We start from the raw sequence: 20,455 nt of genomic DNA on the forward strand, positions 1-20,455 counted from the left end.
CTCCGGCCGTCCGCTGGCTTGGGCGGAGATCGCCCCCTAACCCCTTGTACAAAATCACTTGTTACCCGAATCCCCCGCCTCGCCCGCGGCCTCGCCTCCGACCGTCCCATCGGTCCGCAGGATCGCGCCCGTGCCCTGTTCCGGTGCAACGGATGTCAGGAGCTGACAGGATGTTGCATCGCAGCAGAGCTTGAACGACGCTCGCCCTCTGCATAAATCGATTGTAAGATACTCCGGACTGGACCCGGAATTCCGCGAGAGGGCCTCCAATGGAATATGCCGCCGGCACATCGTGTTTTCGCATGACCTGGCCGGGCGGAGGGGGCCTCGGCTTCCTGACCGCGGGCCTGCTTGCGGCGCTGCTGGGCGCGGCGCCGTCGACGGCGTCGGCGCAGGAACAGCAGGCGCCGACCGTCACCGTCGCCAAGCCGATCACCCGCGACATCGTCGAGGACGACCAGTTCGTCGGCCGCTTCGAAGCCGTGGACGAGGTCGCGGTGCGCGCTCGCGTCGCCGGCTACCTGCAGGAGGTGCACTTCCGCGACGGCGCGATCGTGAAAGCGGGCGACCTGCTGTTCACCATCGACCAGCGGCCTTACCAGGCCGCCTACGACGCGGCGAAATCGCAGGTCGATTCCAGCACCAGCCTGCTCGACTTTTCCAGAATGCAGCTCGAGCGGGCCGAGCAACTGGCCAAGTCCGGCAATCTGTCGGTGTCCACGCTCGACGACCGGCGCCGCGAGTTCCTGGCGGCGCAGGCGCAGAACCAGGGCGCGCAGGCTTCCCTGCGCACCGCCAGCCTCGACCTCGAATTCACCGAGATCAGGGCGCCGCTCGCCGGCCGCATCGGCCGCCGGCTGATCTCGCAGGGCAACCTCATCCAGCCGGACTCCACCTTGCTGACCACCATCGTCGCCACTGATCCGATCGACTTCTACTTCGACATCGACGAGCGCTCCTACTTCGCCTATGCGCGCGACGCCCGCACGCGCGGCGGCTCGATGCAGGAAGGCGGCGGCGGAATCGACGTCGTCGTCCACCTCGCCGACCGCAACGAGAAAGCGTTCAACGGCAAGCTCGACTTCGCCGAGAACCGCATGGACCAGGGCACCGGCACGATGCGGGTGCGCGCCCGCTTCGACAACAAGGACGGCGTCCTGCAGCCAGGCATGTTCGGGCGCATCAACGTGCCCGGCTCCCTGCCGCACCCTGGCGTGCTGCTTCCCGACGAGGCGGTCGGCGCCGACCAGAACCGCCGTGTCGTCTACGTCGTCGACGATGCCGGCAAGGTCTCGATGAAGCCGGTGCGCACCGGCCCGCGCATCGACGGCTACCGCGTCATCCGCGAGGGCCTCAGCGGCGACGAAACCGTCGTCGTCAACGGCCTGATGCGGGTCAGGCCCGGCGTGACCGTCAAGCCCGAGATGACCACCCTGCCGCCCAAGGCCACCGAGACCGAAGAGCCGTCGCAATGAGGTTCGCACATTTCTTTGTCGACCGCCCGATCTTCGCGGCGGTCCTTTCGATCGTGCTCGTGCTTGTCGGCGGCATCGCCTACACGCAGCTTCCGGTCGCGCAATATCCGGAGATCGCGCCGCCGACGATCGTGGTGCGCGCCTCCTATCCGGGCGCCGACGCCGAGACGATCGCCGCCACCGTGGCGACGCCCATCGAGCAGGAGATCAACGGCGTCGAGCACATGCTCTACATGTCGTCCTACTCCTCCGGCGACGGCTCGATGTCGCTCACCATCACCTTCCGGCTGGGCACCGACCTCGACCAGGCGCAGGTGCTGGTGCAGAATCGGGTGTCGGTCGCCGAGCCGCGTCTGCCCGAGGAGGTGCGGCGCCTCGGCGTCACCACGGCGAAGAGTTCGCCCGACCTGATGATGGTCGTGCACATGCTGTCGCCCGACGATACCTACGACCAGCTCTACGTCTCCAACTATGCGCGCACCCGCGTCCGCGACGTGCTGCTCAGGCTGGACGGCGTCGGCGACGTCATCATCTTCGGCGAGCGCGAGTATTCGCTGCGCATCTGGCTCGATCCGGAAAAGCTGTCGGCCTACGGCATGACCGCCGGCGACGTCGTCGAAGCGCTGCGCGAGCAGAACGTGCAGGTTTCCGGCGGCTCGATCGGCGCGCCGCCCATCGGCGACAACTCCGCCTTCCAGTACACGGTCACCACGCAGGGACGCTTCGACGACGCGCGCGACTTCCGCTACGTCATCGTCAAGTCGACCGAGGATGGACGGCTGATCAAGCTGGAGGACCTCGCCCGCATCGAGCTGGGTGCCCGGGACTACGTCACCAACTCCTATCTCAATGGCAAGCCGGCGGTGGCGCTGGGCATCTTCCAGCGCCCCGGCACAAACGCGCTGGCCGCGGCGGAGGAAATCCAGTCGACGATCCACAGGCTTTCCGCCGACTTCCCGCAGGGGCTCGCCTACGACATCATCTACAACCCGACCGAGTTCATCGCCGAGTCCATCAACGAGGTCTACAAGACCATCGTCGAGGCGATCCTGCTGGTGGTGATCGTCATCATCGTCTTCCTGCAGTCGTGGCGAATGGCGCTCGTGCCGATCGTGGCCATCCCGGTGTCGTTGATCGGCACGCTGGCGGTGCTGCTCGCCTTCGGCTTCTCGCTCAACATGCTCACGCTGTTCGGGCTGGTGCTGGCGGTCGGCATCGTCGTCGACGACGCCATCGTGGTGGTGGAGAATGTCGAGCGCAACATCGCGCTCGGGCTGTCGCCGAAAGCGGCGGCGCACAAGACGATGGACGAGGTCGGCACCGCCGTGCTGGCGATCTCGCTGGTGCTGATCGCCGTGTTCGTGCCGACGGCCTTCATCCCCGGCATCTCCGGCCAGTTCTACCTTCAGTTCGCCATCACCATCGCGGTCTCCACCGCGATCTCGGCGTTCAACTCGCTGACGCTGTCGCCGGCGCTGGCGGGCGTGCTGTTCAAGCCGCATCACGGCGGCCACGAACCGCGCTTCTTCCTGGCGCGGTTCGGCCGCACGCTGGCCGACGGCTTCAACCGCGGCTTCGACGCCATGGCCCACGGCTATGCGCGGCTGGTACGCTTCCTGGTCGGCTCGACGGCGATGCTGCTGGTCATGCTCGCCATCTTCGCCGGCCTGCTCTACGCCACCTTCCACATGCTGCAGACGGTGCCGCGCGGCTTCATCCCGACCATGGACCAGGGCTACGCGATCGTGGTGGTGCAACTGCCGGAAGGCGCCTCGCTCGGCCGCACCGACGCCGTCATCCAGAGGGCGTCGGACATCATCCGCAACACGCCCGGCGTCGCCAACGCGGTTGCCTTCGCCGGTTTCTCCGGCGCCACCTTCACCAATGCCAGCAATGCCGGCGTGATCTTCGCGCCGTTCGAGAGCTTCGAGCACAGGCTCGAGGCCGGCCTGTCGCAGGACCGGATCATCGGCACGCTGTTCGGCAGCCTGCAGAGCATCCAGGAGGCCTTCATCATCGCCCTGCCGCCGCCGCCGGTGCGCGGCATCGGCAATTCCGGCGGCTTCAAGATGATGATCCAGGAGCGCAACAGCGCCGACATGCGGCCGATCCTGGCGCTCACCCAGGAGGTCGCCGCCAAGGCCAACCAGACACCGGGATTGGCGGGTGTGTTCACCACCTTCTCCACGTCCAGCCCGCAGTTCTACCTGGAGATCGACAGGGACAAGGCACGCATGCTCAACGTGCCGATCCCCAACATCTTCGAGACGCTGTCCATCAATCTGGGCACCGCCTATGTGAACGACTTCAATGCCTTCGGCCGGGTCTACCAGGTGCGGGCGCAGGCCGACCAGGCCTTCCGCCTCGACCGCGACGACATCCTCAAGCTCAAGGTGCGCTCAGCCGCCGGCGCCCTGGTGCCGCTGGGCACTCTGGTCGAGATCCGCGACGTCACCGGTCCGTCGCTGGTGCAGCGCTACAACATGTATGTCTCGGTGCCGCTGCAGGGCAACGCCGCGCCCGGCGTTTCCACGGGCACGGCGCTCGACAGCATGGAGACGGTCGCCAGGGAGCTGCTGCCGCAGGGTACGGCCTTCGAATGGACCGAGATCGCGCTGCAGGAACGCCAGACCGGCAACACCGCCATCTTCATCTTCGGGCTGTCGGTGCTGTTCGTCTTCCTGGCGCTGGCGGCGCAGTACGAAAGCTGGGTCATGCCCTTCGCCATCGTGCTGATCGTGCCGCTCGGCGTGCTGGCGGCGCTGCTCGGCGTGGCGTTCCGGGGGCTCGACAACAACATCCTGGTGCAGATCGGCTTGATCGTGCTGATCGGACTGGCGGCGAAGAACGCGATCCTGATCGTCGAGTTCGCCCGCCAGGGCCAGGAGCAGGGCGCCAACCCGGTCGACGCCGCCGTCGAGGCGGCGCGGCTCAGGCTGCGGCCGATCCTGATGACCGCCTTCGCCTTCATCCTCGGCGTGGTGCCGCTGGTGATCGCGACGGGTCCGGGGGCGGAGATGCGGCAGTCGCTGGGCACGGCCGTGTTCTCTGGCATGCTCGGCGTCACCATCGTCGGCCTGTTCCTGACGCCGGTGTTCTACGTCACGCTGCGCCGGCTGGTTCCGTATCGCCCGCCGGCCGAAGCGAGCCACGACGCGCCTTCGCCGGCGGCGGCGGAGTAGGCTCTGGAGGGCAGAGCCGGGCCTGCCGCCGGGGTGCATGCGGCGCCAAGCAGGTTTGCATCGGCCTGGCCAACGGATGGCCCGGCCGATGCAATCGGCGTCATGCGTCGCGGCCGACGCGATCGTCCGGGCGCGAAGAATCGCTTGATGGACACCCCACCCTTCCCCCTTGTGGCAGGGCAATCGCATGTGAACCTACCCCCACCCCTAGCCCCTCCCCACAAGGGGGAGGGGGACAAGCTGGCATCTCCGCCAGTCGCCAATCATCAACGGTTTCGCGCGGCATGGCGGCCGCAAAGTCCCCCTCCCCCTTGTGGGGAGGGGTTAGGGGTGGGGGTACGAAACAGCGAAATTCATCGCCGTTTGCCTACGCGATCCCTCTGCGCCACGAGCGCTAACTGTCAGCATCCGTCAGGATTATTTTCGCGGTTTTATCCCCGCCCTGCCGAGCGGAGCGATACTTTCGCCGCCCGTGCTGGAAAGGAAGCGGCGATGAACTGGACTGTGGCGATCGACAGGAATCGCGAGGCGCTGAAGCGCATCCTCGCCATGCTCGTCGCCATGGCCGGGCTGGGTGATGGGGGACAGTTTCCTTTCTTTCGGCAGAAAGGCCGCGGCAGTCCAGAAGTCGCGCGGGCCGAAAAAAGCAGACTGTCCCCGGCACTTACGCCGGCGCTTACCCTGCCGCGCCATCTCCACCGCGCCGTGCTCAAGCTGCTGTATCCGGCCGAGGCGGCGGTGCGGCGGCTGATCGTCGTGGCCGCGCGCGGCCTGGTGGTCGCCCTGCCGACGCCGCGCCCGCGCGAGCCGAAACCCGCGATCCCGCGCAAGGCCGGCCGCCCCGGCATGCCGCTGCCGCCGCAAAACCTCGCCCGGCGTGTCGCGGCGCTGCCCCTGCTCGATCCGCTGCGGATGCCCCGGCCGTGGAACGGCCGCGCCTGGTGGGTCCCCAGAAGCGTGCCGCGTATCTCCTTTCCCGGCTACAGCGTGCCGTTCCGCATACCGCCCCCGCCGTCGCCCGACGATCCGGTCGACGCGACGCGGCTGGCCCAACGCCTGCGGGCGCTGGCCGCCGCACTCGACGATCTGCCGGCCCAGGCAAGACGTTTCGCCCGCTGGCGGGCCCGTCGCGACGCCGCCTTCGCCCAGGAGAGAGGCATCGACGCCGGTACGCAAGACGGAAAAGCCGGCGGCACGCGCCGGCTCCAGCGGCTACGGCCGCTGAAGCCCGGCCGGCCGCCGGGCTGGCGGCGAAAACCCGACCACCCGGTGCACGAGGTGCTGAACGAACTGCACGGGCTCGCCTTCGACGCTTTGCAGCGCCCCGACACGTCGTGACGGCACCTCGGTCGGCCCGAGAAGCGAAGCATAAACGGCCGGCGCGGATTTTTTCGCGGCCTAGCGGCGATAGGTGCTGTCCGGCAATGCCGTTTCGCTTGGCGAAGCCGGCAAACCTGCTTAGAGGCCGACTGCCTTGCGCAAGATCTCGCTCATGCGCGATTGCCAGCCCGGCCCGTCGGCCTTGAACCGCTCGATCACCTCCGGATCGAGCCGCAAGGCGATCTGCTTCTTGACGACGTCCTTGCGCGGTCGTCCCCCCTTGTTGCGGGCAAATAGCTCGTCGACCGGCTGCGCGTCGGGATCGGCCAGCGCGGCGGCGGTGATCGCCGCGTTCTCTTCGTCGGTCATGGATTCGAGCGCGGCCCGCGCCCGGCGCCTGGCCTCCGTCTTCTGCGCCGCGGTTGCCTGTCTAGAGGTTTTCCACATAGAACCTGATTTCCTTCCGGTTGGCCTTGCGCAACGAAATGACCCGGACGACATCCCCGCGCTCGGTGTAGACGACAACCATGATCCGCGTATGGATCAGTCCGATGCCGACCAGCCGTGTCTCGCCGTAGTCGAAACGATCATCCTCCACGACCAGAGCGGTGAGGATGTCGAAGTCGTGGATGAGATCGAAAACAATACCGTGCTTGGCCTTGTTCGTTTCATATTTCTCCTCGTCCCACTCAAATTTCATCAGCCGCTACCCGAGTTTCTGTATATGCAAAAAAGACGATCGTCAATGTTTTTGTATATGCAAAAAGGGTAGGTCGCCTGAGCGTGAGGCTCACACCACCTCGAACACGAAGGTCTTCACCAGCGCCTCCGGGTCGGCGATGGCATAGGCGCGGAACCACGGGCTCTGCTCGACCGGTCGCCAGCGGCCCTGCCGCTCCAGCTTGTCGAAGACATTCTGGAAGCCGCCGGCCTCGAACACCTGGTCGCGGACGGTGAAGATGGCGTGGCCGCCCTCGCGCGTGATCCGCACCAGCTCGTGCAGGCCGGAAGCCGGCGCATGGCCGATGGTAAAGACGCCGGTCGAGAAGAAGGCGCGGAAGTGACCGTCCGGCCAGGGCAGCGGCCCGCCCAGCGCCGCCTGCCTGAGATCGCCATAGGCGCCGCGCGAGCCGGCGATGGCGAGCATGTCCTGCGACAGGTCGAGGCCGCCGAGATCGCCGTAACCCAGCGCCTTGAGGCAGGGTCCGGACAGGCCGGTGCCGCAGCCGGCGTCGAGCAGCGGCCCTTCGCCCGCCGGCACATGACGTGCCACCCAGCTGGCGATCAGGAAGGGCAGGCAGTAGCCGAGCGCGGCGGTCTCGCCGTCATAGCTCGCCGCCCAGGCGGCATAGGCCTTCGACAGCTCCTCCGGCGTTTTGGCCGAATAGACCATGTCGAGGGCTGCGTTGGCCTGGTCTTCGATCGACATCGCGTTTCCTCCGTTGGCGACCGGAGGTTGGCATCGGCGGCATGCCGCCGCAACCCGCACCGGAAGTTGCCCCTTGTGAAATCACCGCCGCCGCCAGCAAAGCCTTGCCATTCGCCGCCGCCGCTGCCAGTTTCCGCGCCGCCTCCAACCGGATACCGCAATGCCTCTTTCCGTCGCCACCTGGAACATCAATTCCGTCCGCCTGCGCATGCCGATCGTCGAGCGCTTCCTCGTGGAGAACGCACCCGATGTGCTCTGCCTGCAGGAGACCAAGTGCGTGGACGACCAGTTCCCCTCCGCCGCCTTCCGCAAGATCGGCTATCGTCACCTCGCGATCAGCGGCCAGAAGGGCTATCACGGCGTCGCCATCGTGGCGCGGCGGCCGATCGAGGTGGTCGAGCGGCGGCGCTTCTGCGACAAGGACGATTGCCGGCATATTTCCGTGCGGGTTCCGGTCGGCGACAAGTCGGTGCTGCTGCACAATTTCTACGTGCCGGCCGGGGGCGACGAGCCCGATCCCGAGATCAACTGGAAGTTCAGGCACAAGCTCGACTTCGTCGCCGAGATGAACGCGGTGCGCGCCGAGCACGACGCCAACTCCGCCTCCATCCTGGTCGGCGACCTCAACATCGCGCCGCTCGAGCATGACGTCTGGTCGCACAAGCAGCTGCTCAACGTCGTCAGCCACACGCCGGTGGAGACGGAGAGCTTCGAGGCCATGCGTAAGGCCGGCAGCTGGGTCGACCTGATGCGCCACAATGTCCCTTACGAGCAGAAGCTCTACACCTGGTGGAGCTACCGCGCGCGCGACTGGGAGGCGTCGGGCCGCGGGCGGCGGCTGGACCACATCTGGTCGTCCGAAAACCTGCTGCCGGTGTTTTCCGGTTACGACATCCTGCGCGACGCCCGCGGCTGGGAAAAGCCGTCCGACCATGTGCCGGTGATCGCCCGCTTCGACATCGGCTGATCCGACGGACGCGGGGCGGCGCCCGGATGAGCGGCGACGCTATTCCTCGACATAAGCCTTGCGCGTGCCGGCGCCGATCTGCGTCAGCAACACGTTGGGCGCGCAGCCCAGCTGCTCCGCCACCGTCTCGATCGGCTGGGCGGCATCGAGCAAGACCGCCCGCTGGCCGGCGAGCGGCATGCCGGCCGGCAGGTCGGTGAGGTCGAGCATGGTGAGGTTCATGGCGATGCCGCCGACCAGCGGAACCGTAAAGTCGCCCAGCCGCGCCGTGCCGGACTCGGCAAAACGCTGCGGCAGGCCGTTGGCGTAGCCGATCACCGCGGTGGCGATGCGCGAAGGCCGCGTCAGTTGCGTGACGCCGCGATAGCCGAGCCGTGCGCCGGCCGGATAGTCGGCGACCCGGATCAGCGGGGCGCTGAGCTCGTAGCAGGGCTTGAGCCCGTCCTGCCAGGCAGCCGATGTCTGCACGCCGTACAGCGCGCTGCCGACGCGGGCCATGTCGAAATGCCAGTCCTCGCCCATGTAGACGCCGGAGGAGGCGGCGAGGCTTACCGGCGCTCGCGGCAGGCGCGCGATCCAGGCAAGCAGCCGGCGGCGCTGCTCGGCATTTCCGGGATCGCCCGGAAAATTGTAGGCGGCGAGCTGGGTGACCCAAAGGCGGATGTCCAGACCCTCCAGCATATCCGGCCGCCCGGCCAGCCAGGCGAGCTCGTCCTCGCCGAGACCGAGCCGGCCGAGACCGGTGTCGATCTGGATCGCCACGGCGAGCTTCTTCCCGGCGCGCACGGCGTGGCGCGCGCACTGCTCGACGTCCTCCATGCTGGCGAGCGCCGGCACCACGCCCGAAGCCTCGAAGTCGCGGACATGGTCGTTGCCGAGCCCCATCAGCGTGTAGGCGGTTGCTTCCGGCGCGATCGGCCGGAGGCGCACGGCCTCCTCCAGGTCGCTCGTCCAGAAAGCCCGGCAGCCCACCGCGGCGAGCGTTCGAACCACCGGCTCCAGCCCGGTGCCGTAGGCATCCGACTTGACGACGGCCGACAGCACCTGGCCGCGATAGCGGCGGCGCATCTCGAGATAGTTGGCGCCGATGGCCGCGAGATCGACGCGCAGCACCGGCGCGTTGTCCGGGAGCGATGTGCCCGCCTGCCGGCGCTTGGCGAGGGAGACCACGCCGGTCATGCCGGCCTCCCGTAGAAGAGCTCGCGAGCGCCGTCGCCGCCGCGGCGCCAGCGCAGACCAGTCAAGCCGGCGTCCAGCAGTTCGCGCTGCCGTTGCGTGTCGCCCGCCGCGCACCATACGCCCTCGCCGGCGGGTGCCGCAGGCCTGCCCAGGTCGCGATGAAGCAGATAGCGCAGGTGGCCGCCATACTTCTCGAACAGCAGGCGCACGGAAAATCCGGCGTCGACCAGGTTAGCCCAGCTGCGCGCATTGCCGGGTGCCGCGGTGGCATAGAGATGGCCGATCCCGGCGCGGCGCGCCTGCTCGACGCGGATGTCGATCAGCGCGTCGTGGATGCCCGCTCCCCAGGCTTCGGGCAGCACCCCGGCGCCGGCCAGCTTGGCGAGGCTGTCGCCGGCGGAAAGACCGATCAGCAGCCGAGCATCCTCCGACGGCGGCAGCTCCGTCTGCAGGACGCCGTAACCTACCAATCTACCGTCTTGGAAGAAGCCGGTGATGCGGCCGCCGCCTTCCAGGATGCCCCTGAAGAAATCGTGCGACTCCGGCTTGATCAGGTCGGGCCGGCCGACGGCGGCTGTCGCCGCGAGATGCAGCGCATAGACGTCGTCCAGGTCGGATGCCGAAAGCTCGGCATACCCCTCTGCTGCGGCCATTGCGGCCTTTGCCTCGACCATGGAGGACGCCCCCGTCCAGAAAGCGGTTAGCCCGTCAGCACTTCCGCATAGTTCAGCATCTCGATCGGCGGATAGAGATCGAGCTTCTTCGCCACCGGCATATTGATGATCAGCGAGAAGCGCTTCAGCGTTTCGATCGGGATCTGTTCGACCGGAACCTCCTTGCGCAGGATCTTTGCCGCCTTGGAGGCAGCGAGCTGTCCGACCGAATAATAGCGGCTGATCAGCGCCACCAGCGCGCCGCCCTGGCGGATCGCCAGCTCGGCGGCGCCGAAGGTCGGCAGGCGCGCCGCCATCGCCGCCGGCGTCACCCGGTCGTATTGCGTGCCGAGGAAGGTGTCGGGCAGCAGATACAGCCAATTGGCGCCGTCCCCGGCGATCTCGCCGACCAGCTCCTCGATCCCGTCCGGCGACGGCCGCCCGTCGGCGCCCAGCCGGAACTGCCGCTCGACCAGCGAAAAGCCCATCGGCTCGCGCAGCGCCTGCAGCTCCCCGACGATGGATAGCGAATTCTGCTCCGTCGAGGAGTAGAGCACGCCCAGCCGCTCGATCGGCCGGTAGGAATGCATCGCCCTGAGCTGGGTATCCGTCGGCACGACATGCACCGCACCGGTCAGGTTGCGCCCCGGGACGGCGCGGTCGGCCACCAGCTTGGCATTGAGCGGCGCGGCGACCAGCGCGAAGACGATCGGGATGTCGGTGATGAAGTTCTGCTTGTCCTCGGCGTCGTAGCGTCCGGCGATGCCGAGCGTCACCGGCGTGCCCCAAGTGTAGACCAGGTCTGGCTTCAGGTCGCGGATCTCCTCGACGAAGCCGGAGAGTTTTGCCGCGCCGCGGTCGGCGTCGCGCTCGATGAACTCCACCGCGATGCCGTTGCTGGCAAGGTAGTCGTCGAAGCCGTCCTCGACCTCGGTGCGGCCGCGATAGGTGACACGGTAGATGCGGAACGGCTTGTCCTGCGCGGCGAATGCCGGCGCGACCATGCCGGCGATACCTGCCGCCGTGGCTCCCAGGAACGTCCGCCGTCGCATCATCTCAACCCCCTGCCGGCAGTTCGAGTTTGGTCGTGCGCATCAGGCCGATGGTGGCCAGGAAGGTCAGCGCGCAAACCGCCATCGCAGCGCCGATGATCATGACCGTGGTCGAGAACCCGTAGGCGCCGAGCAGGACGCCGGCGACCAGGGGCCCAAGCGCATTGCCGGTGCGCTCGACCAGGCGGAATATGCCATAGATCGTGCTCTCGCTGATATCCCGCGGCAGGTCGCGGCCGAGCTCGCCGACGAGGCCGGAGAGCGGCGCGATGCTGATCGCCTGTCCGAGCCCGAGGCCAAGCAGCATGGCGGCGATCGGCAGCGTCTCGTCGCCGCCGAACAGGACGACGAAGGCGCTGAGCCCGGCGATCAGCCCGCCGGCCGCGACGAACTGCGCCCGCATGTTCCAGCGGTCGGCAAGCGAGGCGAAGAACGGGACCAGCAGCACCATGGCGATCGGATAGATCATCAGCATCCGCCCGGTCGTCGCCTGGGTGGCGCCGAGCGCCTCCATCTGCAGCGGCACCAGGAAGAAGCAGAAGGCGACCAGGATGATCTTCGCCGGCATGGCGCACAGGAAGAACAACGCCGCCAGCGGCAGCGACGAGACGATCCGGCCGAAATCGCGCCAGCGGATCGCCGGCCCCTGCATCCTGCGGGCGGAGGACGCCGGCATGCACAGGAAGGCGAGCAGCAGGCTGCAGGCGCAGAACAGGCCGGCCACCAGGAAGGTGCCGGGAATGCCGATGCGGTCGGCCAGGATGCCGCCGATCGGCGGCCCGCACAGGCCGGCGACGAGGATGGCGCTGATGAACATCGCCATGCCGCTCGAGCGCTGCCGCACGTCGGTGGCGTCGATGACGAAGCCCTGGGCGCTGACGAACACCAGCGCGAAGCCGAGCGCCGAGACGACGCGGGCGAGCGTGAGGCCGATGAGGTCGCCGACCACCGCCGAGGCGCAATAACCGGCGAGCCCGAGCGCCGCCCCCGCCATCAGGCAGTGGCGGCGGCCGACACGCTCGGTGAGCGCGCCGAGCAGCGGCTGCGCCAGCGCCACCACGATGAGGAAGGCCATCATCGGCAGGCTGACCACCAGCTCCGGCGACAGGCCCGGCACCGGCGTGGCGAGCGTCTTGATGTAGACGGGCAGGAACGGCCGGGTCAGCTCCTCGGCCAGCATGAACACGAACAGCGGGGCGCGCACCGCCACCACCTGCGCCGGCGCGGCGATCACGCCCTCGCCGAGGCCGAAGCGGCCGCGCAGAAGGTCGAGTGCCTGCTGCGCGACCTGGTCGCTGCGTTCGTTGACACGCCTGCGCAGCGCCGCATAGGTCTCGTGCAGCCGGCCGAGCCGCTCGTCGAGGGCGCGCGCGAAGCCGCCGAACTCGCTGCCGGCCTCCACGGCCGGATGCAGGCGCAGGTCGCCCTTGCGGATCGTCTTCAGCCGGCTCTCTATGCCTTCGATGGCGCCATAGAGCCCGGCCCCGAAGCCGACATAGACGAGCTCGAGGGCGATCACGGCGGTGACGAACATGACGATGGCGAGATCGATCCACAGTGTCGAGACCACCTGCCGGGCATAGGCCGGGTCGAGGCCGACCGCGAGCACCTGCGAGCCGCCGCCGCCGATCGCCATGGTGACCGTCGGCACCTCGGTAACGGCCGCCGTGCCGTTACCCTGCACGGCCTGCGTCCCGTAGAGCACGGCGCCGTCCGCGCCGCGGACCGCGATGAAGGAGAGGTCCGGGTTGGCTTCCAGGATGCGCTGCAGATAACCGTCGAGGCCCTGCAGGCGATCGAGCGGGATGCCGAGCTCCAGCGCCCGACCGATCAGCGACGCGGTCGAACCGGCTACGGTGAGCGCCTTGCGCTTGAGCTCCGGCTCGAGGATCACCTCGGCGCGGTTCACGGTCTGGAAGGACAGCACCACCAGCGCGGCGACCAGCACCGCAAGCACCGCCGCCGAAAGTCGGACGCGGAGGCTGCTCATGGCCGTGCGTCCAGGCCGAGACGCTCCATCTCGGTTGCGGCATGCGCGATCGGGTCGTCGCCGGCCCCCGTGGCCGAGCGCCGGGCGCGCCGGTGCAGGCCGGTGAGAAGCAGCAGGCAGGCGAGGCTGCCGGCGATCACCGCGCCGATGCCGGCGGGGATCGCGCCGTTGAGGATGTCGCGGCGCAGCCCGTCGATCGTGCCGTCGATCGTGCCGCGGTCGAGGCGCACCAGCACGGCGCCGACGGGGGCGCCGAAATCGTTGACGAGCCGGCGCTCGTCCCGGAACGCGCCTGGATCGTCGCCGGCACGGTCAGGCACACCGACCCGACCGGCATCGCTGCTGAAGACCACGGTGCCGTCTTCCGAGAGCACGTCGATGGAGAGCGTCAGCGGGTCGCTCGCCGCCTGCCGCGCCAACAGGCCGGGCAGCGTCGTCTGCTCGGTCAGCCGGATGCCGAGCGCATGCGCGGTGGAGACGTCGGTGCCTATGCTTTCGGCGACCATCGCCATGCGCGAGCGGATGAGGTCGAGATAGGCGGAGCGCACGCCGCTGAAATTCATGTAGGCGGCCAGGAACATGGCGAAGCCAATGATCACGGCGAAAACCGGTAAGGTGCGGATGGCTAGCCGAAACATCGCAGGATAATTGAAGCAGACATGTCATTGAAGCACGGCGAGATTAGCAGAGTGTTATGCTAACCGGTAGGTTTTGCAGGATGACAGGGATGAATCCGTCGAATACCGTTGTCACGGTCTGCTCCGATTCACTAGAAAATCCGCCATGGCGCCAAGTTCGCGGATCATCCTGGCCATTCTCGGCGCGACCTGCGCCGGGCTGGCGCTATGCGCGGCACTGGTCTTCGGCAGCCTCGACCGCCTCAGCCTGCGCACGGCCGAGGCCAATGTCGACTTCCTGCTGACGCAGCTCGGCGACACCGTCGAGGCCAATGTCGGCCTCGGCCTGCCGCTTGCCGACATCCGCGTCGTGCAGGATCTGATCGAGCGGGCCAAGGTGGCCGACGCGCAGGTGCTCGCCGTCGAGGTGTTCTCGCCGGACGGCGTGTCGCTGTTCAACACCGACCGCGGCAGCATCGGCGAGCCCATCCCGCCGGTCTGGCAGAACGCCGTGCGCTTCCGGGTCGCGAACGAGCGCTGGCGCGTCGAGGAGCCGGGCAGCATCGTCGTCGGCCAGGTCATCCGCAACGATTTCGGCGAGCCGGTGGGTTATCTGGCCGTGACGGTCTCGGGCGAGGCGCGCGGCGAGCATGCCGAATCGGTGCTGGCCGGCCTCGCCAGGCAGGCGGCGGTGGTGGTGCCTCTCGCCCTGCTCGCCGTGCTTGCCGTGGCGATGGCGCTCGCCCGCTACAGCGGGCGCGGCTTCGCCCGCCTGGCCGAACGGCTCGGCGACGCCCAGCAGCCGCCGAACCGCGCCTTGCCCGCCGATCTCGCCACGGAAGCCGACCGTGTCCTGGCGTCGGTCCGCCAGGCGACCGACGATTTCGATCGCGCCACAGCCGACGTGCTGAAGGTCGACGAAAGCGAAGAGCGCCATGCCGCCTGACGCCGCAGTACACGAACCGCATGTCTCGGATCCGATGCCGTCCTGGCTGCCGGTGCTGCTGATAGGCATGGTCGTGGCCCTCGTGGTCGGCCTCGGCGGATATCTGTTCCTGCAGGCGGGCCTTCATCGCAGCGCGCCGACCTTGGAGCAGGCGACCCGCACCGGCGCCGCGGCTGTCGGCCAGGCCGTCGCCGGGCAGTTCGCGCATGCTCTGGCGCTCGGCATTCCGCTTGCGGAGCTGCCCGGCGTCGAGCCCTACCTGCGGCGCATCGCCGAAAACTCGCCGCAGGTGGAGGGCATGGCGTTGCTCGACGCCGACGGCCGGACGATCTCCTCGACCATGCAGGGGACGGAAGGCACGCGCTTTCCCATTTCGGCGGGCGGCACGCGGGCGACGCTCGTGGTCGCGCCGGAGACGCCGCTGATCGATCGTGCGATGCGGCGGGTATGGATCGCGCTCGCCGCCACCGCGCTGTTGGCCGGAGCCGTCGCCGGCGGGCTCGTCGCCTTCGTCACCCGGCTGCACCAGGAGCCGGCGCAGCGCCGGTTTCTGGCCGACATGCGCGGCATCGCCGACGGCATCTTCGCGGTGCAGCCGTCTGGCGTCTATCGCGGACCGCTGGCGGATGCCGCCCGCGCGCTTGCCCAGTGCGTCGAGGGCGTCCGGGCGGCCCGGCGCAACCTGGTCGAGGCCGCCGCCACCATCCGCGCCATCGACTTCGACGGCAGCCTCGGCCGCCGCGTCGACGTGATCCTGCAGCCGATCGACCGCCGCTACGCCTTCCCGGAGACGGACGACGACGCGTCGGCGCGCACGCAAGGCAGCAGCGTGGCCTGGCGCCTGGCGCTGCTGTTCGGCCTCTATGCGGCCGCCTTCCCCTATGTGGCCAACTTCGCCATCGACCGCGAGCCGGAAGGCATCGCCGCCGCCTGGGCGCCGGTCCTGCCGCTCCTGGCCGAGCTCGCCGCCGCCTGCCTCGGCGCGCTGGCCGGCGCCACCCGGGCCGGACGCAATGGCGGTGCGCTTCTCGCGTTCGCGCTGCTCTTCGGCGTCTGCGTCGGCGCCACCTACTGGTGCCGCGACTACGGCGTCTTCATCGCGCTGCGCTGCGGCGCCGGCCTTTCGGCCGGCTTCGTCGCCGCCGCGCTTCTCTGTCGCTACCGGCTCGACATCCGGCCGCGCGAGCTTGCGACGCTGCTGATCTTCGCCGCGCTGTTCGCCGCGCCGCTGCTCGCCGGCCTCTATGGCGAGGCGATCGGCCGACGCTCGGGCTTCCTGCTGCTCGGCATCGTGACCGTCGTCGCCGCGCCATTCATCGCGGTCGGGATGGGTGCATCGGAAAACGGCGCGACCGCCCGTGCCGCATCGCGCTTCGGCCGCGGCGACGTCCTGCTGGGCATGGCCGTCCTGCCGGCAGCCGCGATGATCCTGGTCGAACTGCCGATCGGCGTCGGTTTCGACGACTATCTGAGCGGCGGCGGCGCCATTGCGCTGCTCGCCGCCGCTGCCCTGGCCGCTCCGGCATTGTCACCGCTTGCCTGCGCGGCGGCGATGCTGGCCGCGGCTGCCGTGCTCCACCTGCCCGTGCCTTACCCGGGCGTTTCCGTCTTCGCAGCCTGTGCACTGCTGGGGCTCGCGGCAGGCGGGATGTTCAAGCAAATCGTCGACGCTGCGAACCGTCCCTGGATCGCGATTGCCGTGGGCGTTGCCGGCGGCCTGGCCCTCATCGGCGCATTGCGCCATGCGGAGCTGCCTTTTGCCTACCTCGCCGCCGCGGCGGCGCTGGTCGTCATCGCCGTCAATCTCGCCGGCCGCCACCGGCCGGCCACGGCCGGTGCCGCCTGATGCTGCTCAGCACCCGCATCGCCCTGTTCGTGTCGCTGGCCTTCGTCGTCGCCTTCGGCCTGCTGGCGTTCATCGGACAGCAGCGCGAGACCATCGCCGCCCGCCCGTACACGCGCATCGCCATCGCCGGCCAGGAGGCGCTGTGGCGCGAGATCCTCGTCACCGAAACGCGCCGACTGGTCGAGCTGCGGCAGCAGTTCGTCGGTGATCCGGCCATCACCGATGCGATGCACAAGGGCGATCTCCCGGCGCTGCGGCGCATGGCGCTCGGCCGCACCCAGGGCTGGCTGACCTCGGGCGAGCTGTCCGACCTTCAGATCCTCGATCGGCAGGGTCAGATCGTGTTCGCGAGCTCCGTGCAGGCGGAGCCGCCCAGGCTGCTCGACATCAGCACCATCGGCGCCATCCTGGATGGCGCCGAGCCGAGCGGCATCCGCCAGGTGTCGTCCGAGAACTTCCGCATCGTCGCGGCACGGGCCTATCAGAACTGGGACGGCGAGACGACGGTGCTGGCGCTCGGCGCGGCGGTCGAGCGGCCGCTGCGCAGCTTCGCCGACGCCATGGGAGCGGAAAGCTATCTTCTCAGCACTCGCGGCCGGCTGGTCGAGGGGACGGAACCGCAGCTCTGGCAAAACCTCGCCCTGACATTCCCGCAGCGTGTCGGCTCCGTCCGGCAGGCGGCACTCGACGACCGCCTCTATGCCGTCACCGCCATCCCGCTGGCAGACCTGTCGGCCGGCTCGGCCGGCCTGCTGGTCGCCGCCCAGGACGCGACCGAGAGCCTGCGCGCGCTCGACCGCCTGACGACGCTGACGCTGGCCGTCATGGCCGCCGTCGCGGTGCTCACGGTCGGCGGGCTCTATCTCTATCTGCGCCACAGCTTCAACCCGCTGCGCCGCGCCGTGGCGACGCTGGCCGCGCTCGCCCGCGGCGATACCTCGGTGGCGCTCACCAGCCGCAGCAACGACGAGATCGGCCAGATCGCCGCGGCGATCACCGAGCTGCGCCGCAATCTCGTGGCCCTCAACGACTCCCGCCGGCAGCGCGAGCTGCAGCGGCGGCGCCAGGAGCGTTTCGTGCGCCGGCAGATGGAATCGCTGGCCGAGACGCTGGAGCCTGGCGCCCGCGACGAAGTGCTGAGCGACCTCGGCCGTATCGTTGCGGCAACCAGGGGCGCCGCCGAACCGACCGAGGCGGCCGACACCATGTCGCGGCTGATCCGCGAGGACGACCAACTCGGCCCGATCGCCGCCGTGCTGCAGCAGATGTCGGGCCGCGTCGTCGAGCAGCACCGCCGGCTGTCGGAACTGGTGGCGCGGCTGCGCGAGGCGCTGGTGCGCGAGACGCAGCTCGCCACCTTGCAGCAGGAGCTCGCCATCGCCCGCGACCTGCAGCGCTCGGTGCTGCCGGCGGATTTCCCGCCGCGCCCGACCTTCGCGGTGAAGGGGCTGATGCAGTCGGCGAACGAGGTCGGCGGCGATTTCTACGACTTCTTCGAGCGCGGCGACGGTCGTCTGGTCTTCGTCATCGCCGACGTCTCCGGCAAGGGCGTGCCGGCTGCCTTCTTCATGGCGATCTCGCGCACCCTGCTGAAGGCGATCGCGCTGTTCGAGAACGACCCGGCCGTCTGCATCCGCCAGCTCAACGACCTGCTGGCGGTCGACAACGACCAGATGATGTTCGTGACGCTGGTGTTCGGCGTGTTCGATCCGAAAAGCGGCCGCGTCGACTTCGTCAATGCCGGCCATGCCGCGCCGGTGCGGATCGCCGCCGACGGAACGGTCGAGCCGCTTCCGGCCGACAGCGACGTCGCCGTCGCCGTGCTGGAATCCGTCGAGTTCACCAGCCGTTCGATCCAGCTCGCCCCCGGCGAGATGCTGGTGCTCTATACCGACGGCGTCACCGAGGCCTTCAATGCCGAGGGTGAGGCGTTCGGCGAGACGGGGCTGCTGCACAGCCTCGAAAAGCTGGACGGCCCGGCGGAGCCCGACGCGGTGGCGCAAGGCGTGCTGGCGGCGGTCAAGGCATTCGAGGCCGGCGGCAGCCAGTCGGACGACATCACCCTTCTGGTGGTCGGCTACACCGGCGCGCCACAGCAGGCGCAGCCTCAGCGCAGGAAACGCCTCGCCGCCGTCTCCGGCGACCCGGTCAGCGCGCCGTGAGCTGGCGCTTGCCGCGCTCCTCGAGGTAGCTCACCAGCCGCACCAGCGGCCACAGGAAGGCGAGATAGATCAGCGCCGCGCCGATCAGCGGCGACGGATTGGCCATCAGCGCCTGCGCGTCGGTCGCCTGCTTCAGCAGATCCGGCATGGCGACCACCGAGGCGAGCGCCGTGTCCTTGTAGATCGACACGCAATTGCTGGTGAGCGGCGGCACCACGGTGCGCAGCGCCTGCGGCAGGATCACCTTGCGCATGGCGGTCCAGAACGGCAGGCCGAGCGCCGAGGCCGCCTCGAACTGGCCTTTCGGCACGCTCTCGATGCCGGCCCGGCACACTTCGGCGGTGAAGGCGGCGAGCACCAGCGACAGCGCCAGCGTCGCCGAGGTGAAGGCGGAGAGGCGGATGCCGACGAAGGGCAGGGCGTAGTAGATCAGGATCAGCACCACCAGGATCGGCATGGCCCGGAATATGTCGATGAAGCCGACCGCGGCGAGGCGCAGCGGCTTCGGCGCGTAGAGGCGCATCAGGCACATCAGCAGCCCGCCTATGCCGCCGAAGACGATGGCGGCGCAGCCGAGCAGCAGCGTGTTGACGAGGCCACGCATCAGCATCGGGAAAGAGCGGACGAGCACGTCCCAGTTGAAGAAGGTGGCGAACAGGTCCATCGCGCATGTCCCCGGGACTGAAGTAAGCCGAGCGACGGCCGCTGCTGGCGCGCCACGCGGGCATCATCGGCAGCCTTGGGGCTGCCGGCAAGAGATTGGCGCCCGGATCGATGTCCGGGCGCCGAACGGTCGGTTCGTTCGAGGAGAGGCGGTCGCCTACTGCGCCTGCGGGATCGGCAGGACCTTGTTGATCGAGGCGTCGGCGCCCGCCTCGGCGCCCAGCCATTTCTTGTGCAGGGCGGCCATGGTGCCGTCCTTCTTGATCTCGTCGATGGCGGTGTTGACGCGCTCCAGCAGCGGCGAGCCCTTCTTCATCATGATGGCGAACTTGTCGCCGGTCGGGATCGGCTCGACCACCTTCATGCCTTGCATCTTGGTGAAGGCGAACTGGAAGCCGGCGATGTCGCCGATCGCCCCTTCGAGACGTCCGGACTGCACGTCGAGCAGCAGCTCCTGCTGGGTGTTGTAGCCGCGATACTCGGCGATGCCGTATTTCTCGGTGTTCTCCTTGATCCAGGCCTCGCCGACCGAGGCGGAGATGGCGCCGATCGTCTTGCCCTTCATGTCGGCCAGCGTCTTCAGCGCCGTGTCCGACTTGGCGATCAGCGAGATGTCGCTGTCGTAGTACCCTTGCGTGAAGGACTGGTTCTGCAGCCGGTCGTTGGTGATGCTGATCGAAGAGATCGCCATGTCGATGCGGCCGGACGAGGTCGCCGCGAACAGCGCCTGGAAGCCGAGATCCTGGAACTCCACCTCGGCGCCGATGCGCTTGCCGATCTCCTTGACCAGGTCGACCTCGAAACCCTCGAATTCGCCGGTCTCCAGCTTGTTCTCCCATGGTGGGTTGGCCGGATAGGCGCCGACGACCAGCGTCTCGGCATGCGCGGCCGATGTCAGCCCCAGCCCGAAAGCGAGCGCGGCGAGCGCCCCGAACAGTCCACGACGATCGAGTATCATTGCTTTGTTCCCCAAT

At 68.7% G+C, this 20,455-nt stretch carries 17 protein-coding genes; 7 read left to right on the plus strand and 10 right to left on the minus strand.

Annotated features, from left to right (window positions below):
- Positions 1-302 precede the first annotated feature (302 nt).
- The 3 genes from C7I84_RS16770 (at position 303) to C7I84_RS16780 (ending at position 5,995) form a co-directional block, all read left to right on the plus strand.
- Entirely contained in the window at positions 303-1,475 is a 1,173-nt protein-coding gene (locus C7I84_RS16770) for an efflux RND transporter periplasmic adaptor subunit (protein ID WP_106773475.1), read from the plus strand.
- Entirely contained in the window at positions 1,472-4,657 is a 3,186-nt protein-coding gene (locus C7I84_RS16775) for an efflux RND transporter permease subunit (protein ID WP_106773368.1), read from the plus strand. The genes C7I84_RS16770 and C7I84_RS16775 overlap by 4 nt, the downstream gene beginning before the upstream one ends.
- Before the next feature lie 492 nt (positions 4,658-5,149).
- Positions 5,150-5,995 carry a hypothetical protein gene (locus C7I84_RS16780; RefSeq protein ID WP_106773369.1) on the plus strand — a complete coding sequence of 282 codons (846 nt, stop codon included), beginning with the start codon at positions 5,150-5,152 and terminating at the stop codon, positions 5,993-5,995.
- 120 nt (positions 5,996-6,115) lie between these two features.
- On the opposite strand, the gene C7I84_RS16785 is transcribed toward C7I84_RS16780, so the two are convergent.
- The 3 genes from C7I84_RS16785 to C7I84_RS16795 form a co-directional block, all read right to left on the minus strand.
- On the minus strand, positions 6,116-6,424 hold the full coding sequence (locus C7I84_RS16785; RefSeq protein WP_106773370.1) for a BrnA antitoxin family protein: 309 nt from the start codon (positions 6,422-6,424) through the stop codon (positions 6,116-6,118).
- Complete coding sequence (locus tag C7I84_RS16790; protein ID WP_106773371.1) at positions 6,408-6,677, minus strand: BrnT family toxin; 270 nt, start codon at positions 6,675-6,677, stop codon at positions 6,408-6,410. The genes C7I84_RS16785 and C7I84_RS16790 overlap by 17 nt, the downstream gene beginning before the upstream one ends.
- Before the next feature lie 90 nt (positions 6,678-6,767).
- Positions 6,768-7,406 carry a class I SAM-dependent DNA methyltransferase gene (locus C7I84_RS16795; RefSeq protein WP_106773372.1) on the minus strand — a complete coding sequence of 213 codons (639 nt, stop codon included), beginning with the start codon at positions 7,404-7,406 and terminating at the stop codon, positions 6,768-6,770.
- Between the two features lie 160 nt (positions 7,407-7,566).
- On the opposite strand from C7I84_RS16795, the gene xth reads away from it, so the two are divergent.
- The gene (gene xth, locus C7I84_RS16800; protein ID WP_106773373.1) at positions 7,567-8,373 is read left to right on the plus strand and encodes an exodeoxyribonuclease III; all 807 of its coding nucleotides are present in this window, start codon (positions 7,567-7,569) and stop codon (positions 8,371-8,373) included.
- 39 nt (positions 8,374-8,412) lie between these two features.
- On the opposite strand, the gene C7I84_RS16805 is transcribed toward xth, so the two are convergent.
- From C7I84_RS16805 to C7I84_RS16820, 5 genes are read right to left on the minus strand one after another with little or no spacing between them, the layout of a single operon-like run.
- The gene (locus C7I84_RS16805) at positions 8,413-9,552 is read right to left on the minus strand and encodes an alanine racemase (protein ID WP_165816103.1); all 1,140 of its coding nucleotides are present in this window, start codon (positions 9,550-9,552) and stop codon (positions 8,413-8,415) included.
- Positions 9,549-10,205: a GNAT family N-acetyltransferase gene (locus C7I84_RS30045; RefSeq protein ID WP_165816104.1), complete on the minus strand. Its 657-nt coding sequence runs from the start codon at positions 10,203-10,205 to the stop codon at positions 9,549-9,551. The genes C7I84_RS16805 and C7I84_RS30045 overlap by 4 nt, the downstream gene beginning before the upstream one ends.
- 47 nt (positions 10,206-10,252) lie before the next feature.
- Positions 10,253-11,257 (minus strand): ABC transporter substrate-binding protein, encoded by a 1,005-nt coding sequence (locus C7I84_RS16810; RefSeq protein ID WP_165816105.1) that lies wholly within the window; start codon positions 11,255-11,257, stop codon positions 10,253-10,255.
- A 4-nt stretch (positions 11,258-11,261) separates the two neighbouring features.
- On the minus strand, positions 11,262-13,247 hold the full coding sequence (locus C7I84_RS16815; protein ID WP_106773376.1) for an MFS transporter: 1,986 nt from the start codon (positions 13,245-13,247) through the stop codon (positions 11,262-11,264).
- The gene (locus tag C7I84_RS16820) at positions 13,244-13,846 is read right to left on the minus strand and encodes a hypothetical protein (RefSeq protein WP_133170108.1); all 603 of its coding nucleotides are present in this window, start codon (positions 13,844-13,846) and stop codon (positions 13,244-13,246) included. The genes C7I84_RS16815 and C7I84_RS16820 overlap by 4 nt, the downstream gene beginning before the upstream one ends.
- Positions 13,847-14,030: 184 nt before the next feature.
- On the opposite strand from C7I84_RS16820, the gene C7I84_RS16825 reads away from it, so the two are divergent.
- From C7I84_RS16825 to C7I84_RS16835, 3 genes are read left to right on the plus strand one after another with little or no spacing between them, the layout of a single operon-like run.
- Entirely contained in the window at positions 14,031-14,810 is a 780-nt protein-coding gene (locus C7I84_RS16825) for a hypothetical protein (RefSeq protein WP_106773378.1), read from the plus strand.
- Positions 14,800-16,656: a hypothetical protein gene (locus C7I84_RS16830; protein WP_106773379.1), complete on the plus strand. Its 1,857-nt coding sequence runs from the start codon at positions 14,800-14,802 to the stop codon at positions 16,654-16,656. Before C7I84_RS16825 ends, C7I84_RS16830 begins: the two co-directional genes overlap by 11 nt.
- Positions 16,656-18,818, plus strand: coding sequence for a SpoIIE family protein phosphatase (locus C7I84_RS16835; RefSeq protein WP_106773380.1), 2,163 nt, complete (start codon positions 16,656-16,658; stop codon positions 18,816-18,818). Before C7I84_RS16830 ends, C7I84_RS16835 begins: the two co-directional genes overlap by 1 nt.
- Here C7I84_RS16835 and C7I84_RS16840 read toward each other — a convergent pair.
- Positions 18,805-19,482, minus strand: coding sequence for an amino acid ABC transporter permease (locus C7I84_RS16840; protein WP_106773381.1), 678 nt, complete (start codon positions 19,480-19,482; stop codon positions 18,805-18,807). The two genes, C7I84_RS16835 and C7I84_RS16840, sit on opposite strands and share 14 nt — an antisense overlap.
- Positions 19,483-19,638: 156 nt before the next feature.
- Positions 19,639-20,439, minus strand: coding sequence for an ABC transporter substrate-binding protein (locus tag C7I84_RS16845; RefSeq protein ID WP_207771014.1), 801 nt, complete (start codon positions 20,437-20,439; stop codon positions 19,639-19,641).
- Positions 20,440-20,455: the final 16 nt, after the last annotated feature.

It is taken from the genome of Kumtagia ephedrae (assembly GCF_003012745.1).
Lineage (GTDB): Bacteria > Pseudomonadota > Alphaproteobacteria > Rhizobiales > Rhizobiaceae > Kumtagia > Kumtagia ephedrae.

What these genes read in the sequence shown, in the direction of transcription:
- C7I84_RS16770 (WP_106773475.1), top strand. Translation starts at nt 303, where the DNA reads ATGACCTGGCCGGGCGGAGGGGGCCTCGGCTTCCTGACCGCGGGCCTG.
- C7I84_RS16775 (WP_106773368.1), top strand. Translation starts at nt 1,472, where the DNA reads ATGAGGTTCGCACATTTCTTTGTCGACCGCCCGATCTTCGCGGCGGTC.
- C7I84_RS16780 (WP_106773369.1), top strand. Translation starts at nt 5,150, where the DNA reads ATGAACTGGACTGTGGCGATCGACAGGAATCGCGAGGCGCTGAAGCGC.
- C7I84_RS16785 (WP_106773370.1), bottom strand. Translation starts at nt 6,424, where the DNA reads ATGTGGAAAACCTCTAGACAGGCAACCGCGGCGCAGAAGACGGAGGCC.
- C7I84_RS16790 (WP_106773371.1), bottom strand. Translation starts at nt 6,677, where the DNA reads ATGAAATTTGAGTGGGACGAGGAGAAATATGAAACGAACAAGGCCAAG.
- C7I84_RS16795 (WP_106773372.1), bottom strand. Translation starts at nt 7,406, where the DNA reads ATGTCGATCGAAGACCAGGCCAACGCAGCCCTCGACATGGTCTATTCG.
- xth (WP_106773373.1), top strand. Translation starts at nt 7,567, where the DNA reads ATGCCTCTTTCCGTCGCCACCTGGAACATCAATTCCGTCCGCCTGCGC.
- C7I84_RS16805 (WP_165816103.1), bottom strand. Translation starts at nt 9,552, where the DNA reads ATGACCGGCGTGGTCTCCCTCGCCAAGCGCCGGCAGGCGGGCACATCG.
- C7I84_RS30045 (WP_165816104.1), bottom strand. Translation starts at nt 10,205, where the DNA reads ATGGCCGCAGCAGAGGGGTATGCCGAGCTTTCGGCATCCGACCTGGAC.
- C7I84_RS16810 (WP_165816105.1), bottom strand. Translation starts at nt 11,257, where the DNA reads ATGCGACGGCGGACGTTCCTGGGAGCCACGGCGGCAGGTATCGCCGGC.
- C7I84_RS16815 (WP_106773376.1), bottom strand. Translation starts at nt 13,247, where the DNA reads ATGAGCAGCCTCCGCGTCCGACTTTCGGCGGCGGTGCTTGCGGTGCTG.
- C7I84_RS16825 (WP_106773378.1), top strand. Translation starts at nt 14,031, where the DNA reads ATGGCGCCAAGTTCGCGGATCATCCTGGCCATTCTCGGCGCGACCTGC.
- C7I84_RS16830 (WP_106773379.1), top strand. Translation starts at nt 14,800, where the DNA reads ATGCCGCCTGACGCCGCAGTACACGAACCGCATGTCTCGGATCCGATG.
- C7I84_RS16835 (WP_106773380.1), top strand. Translation starts at nt 16,656, where the DNA reads ATGCTGCTCAGCACCCGCATCGCCCTGTTCGTGTCGCTGGCCTTCGTC.
- C7I84_RS16840 (WP_106773381.1), bottom strand. Translation starts at nt 19,482, where the DNA reads ATGGACCTGTTCGCCACCTTCTTCAACTGGGACGTGCTCGTCCGCTCT.
- C7I84_RS16845 (WP_207771014.1), bottom strand. Translation starts at nt 20,439, where the DNA reads ATGATACTCGATCGTCGTGGACTGTTCGGGGCGCTCGCCGCGCTCGCT.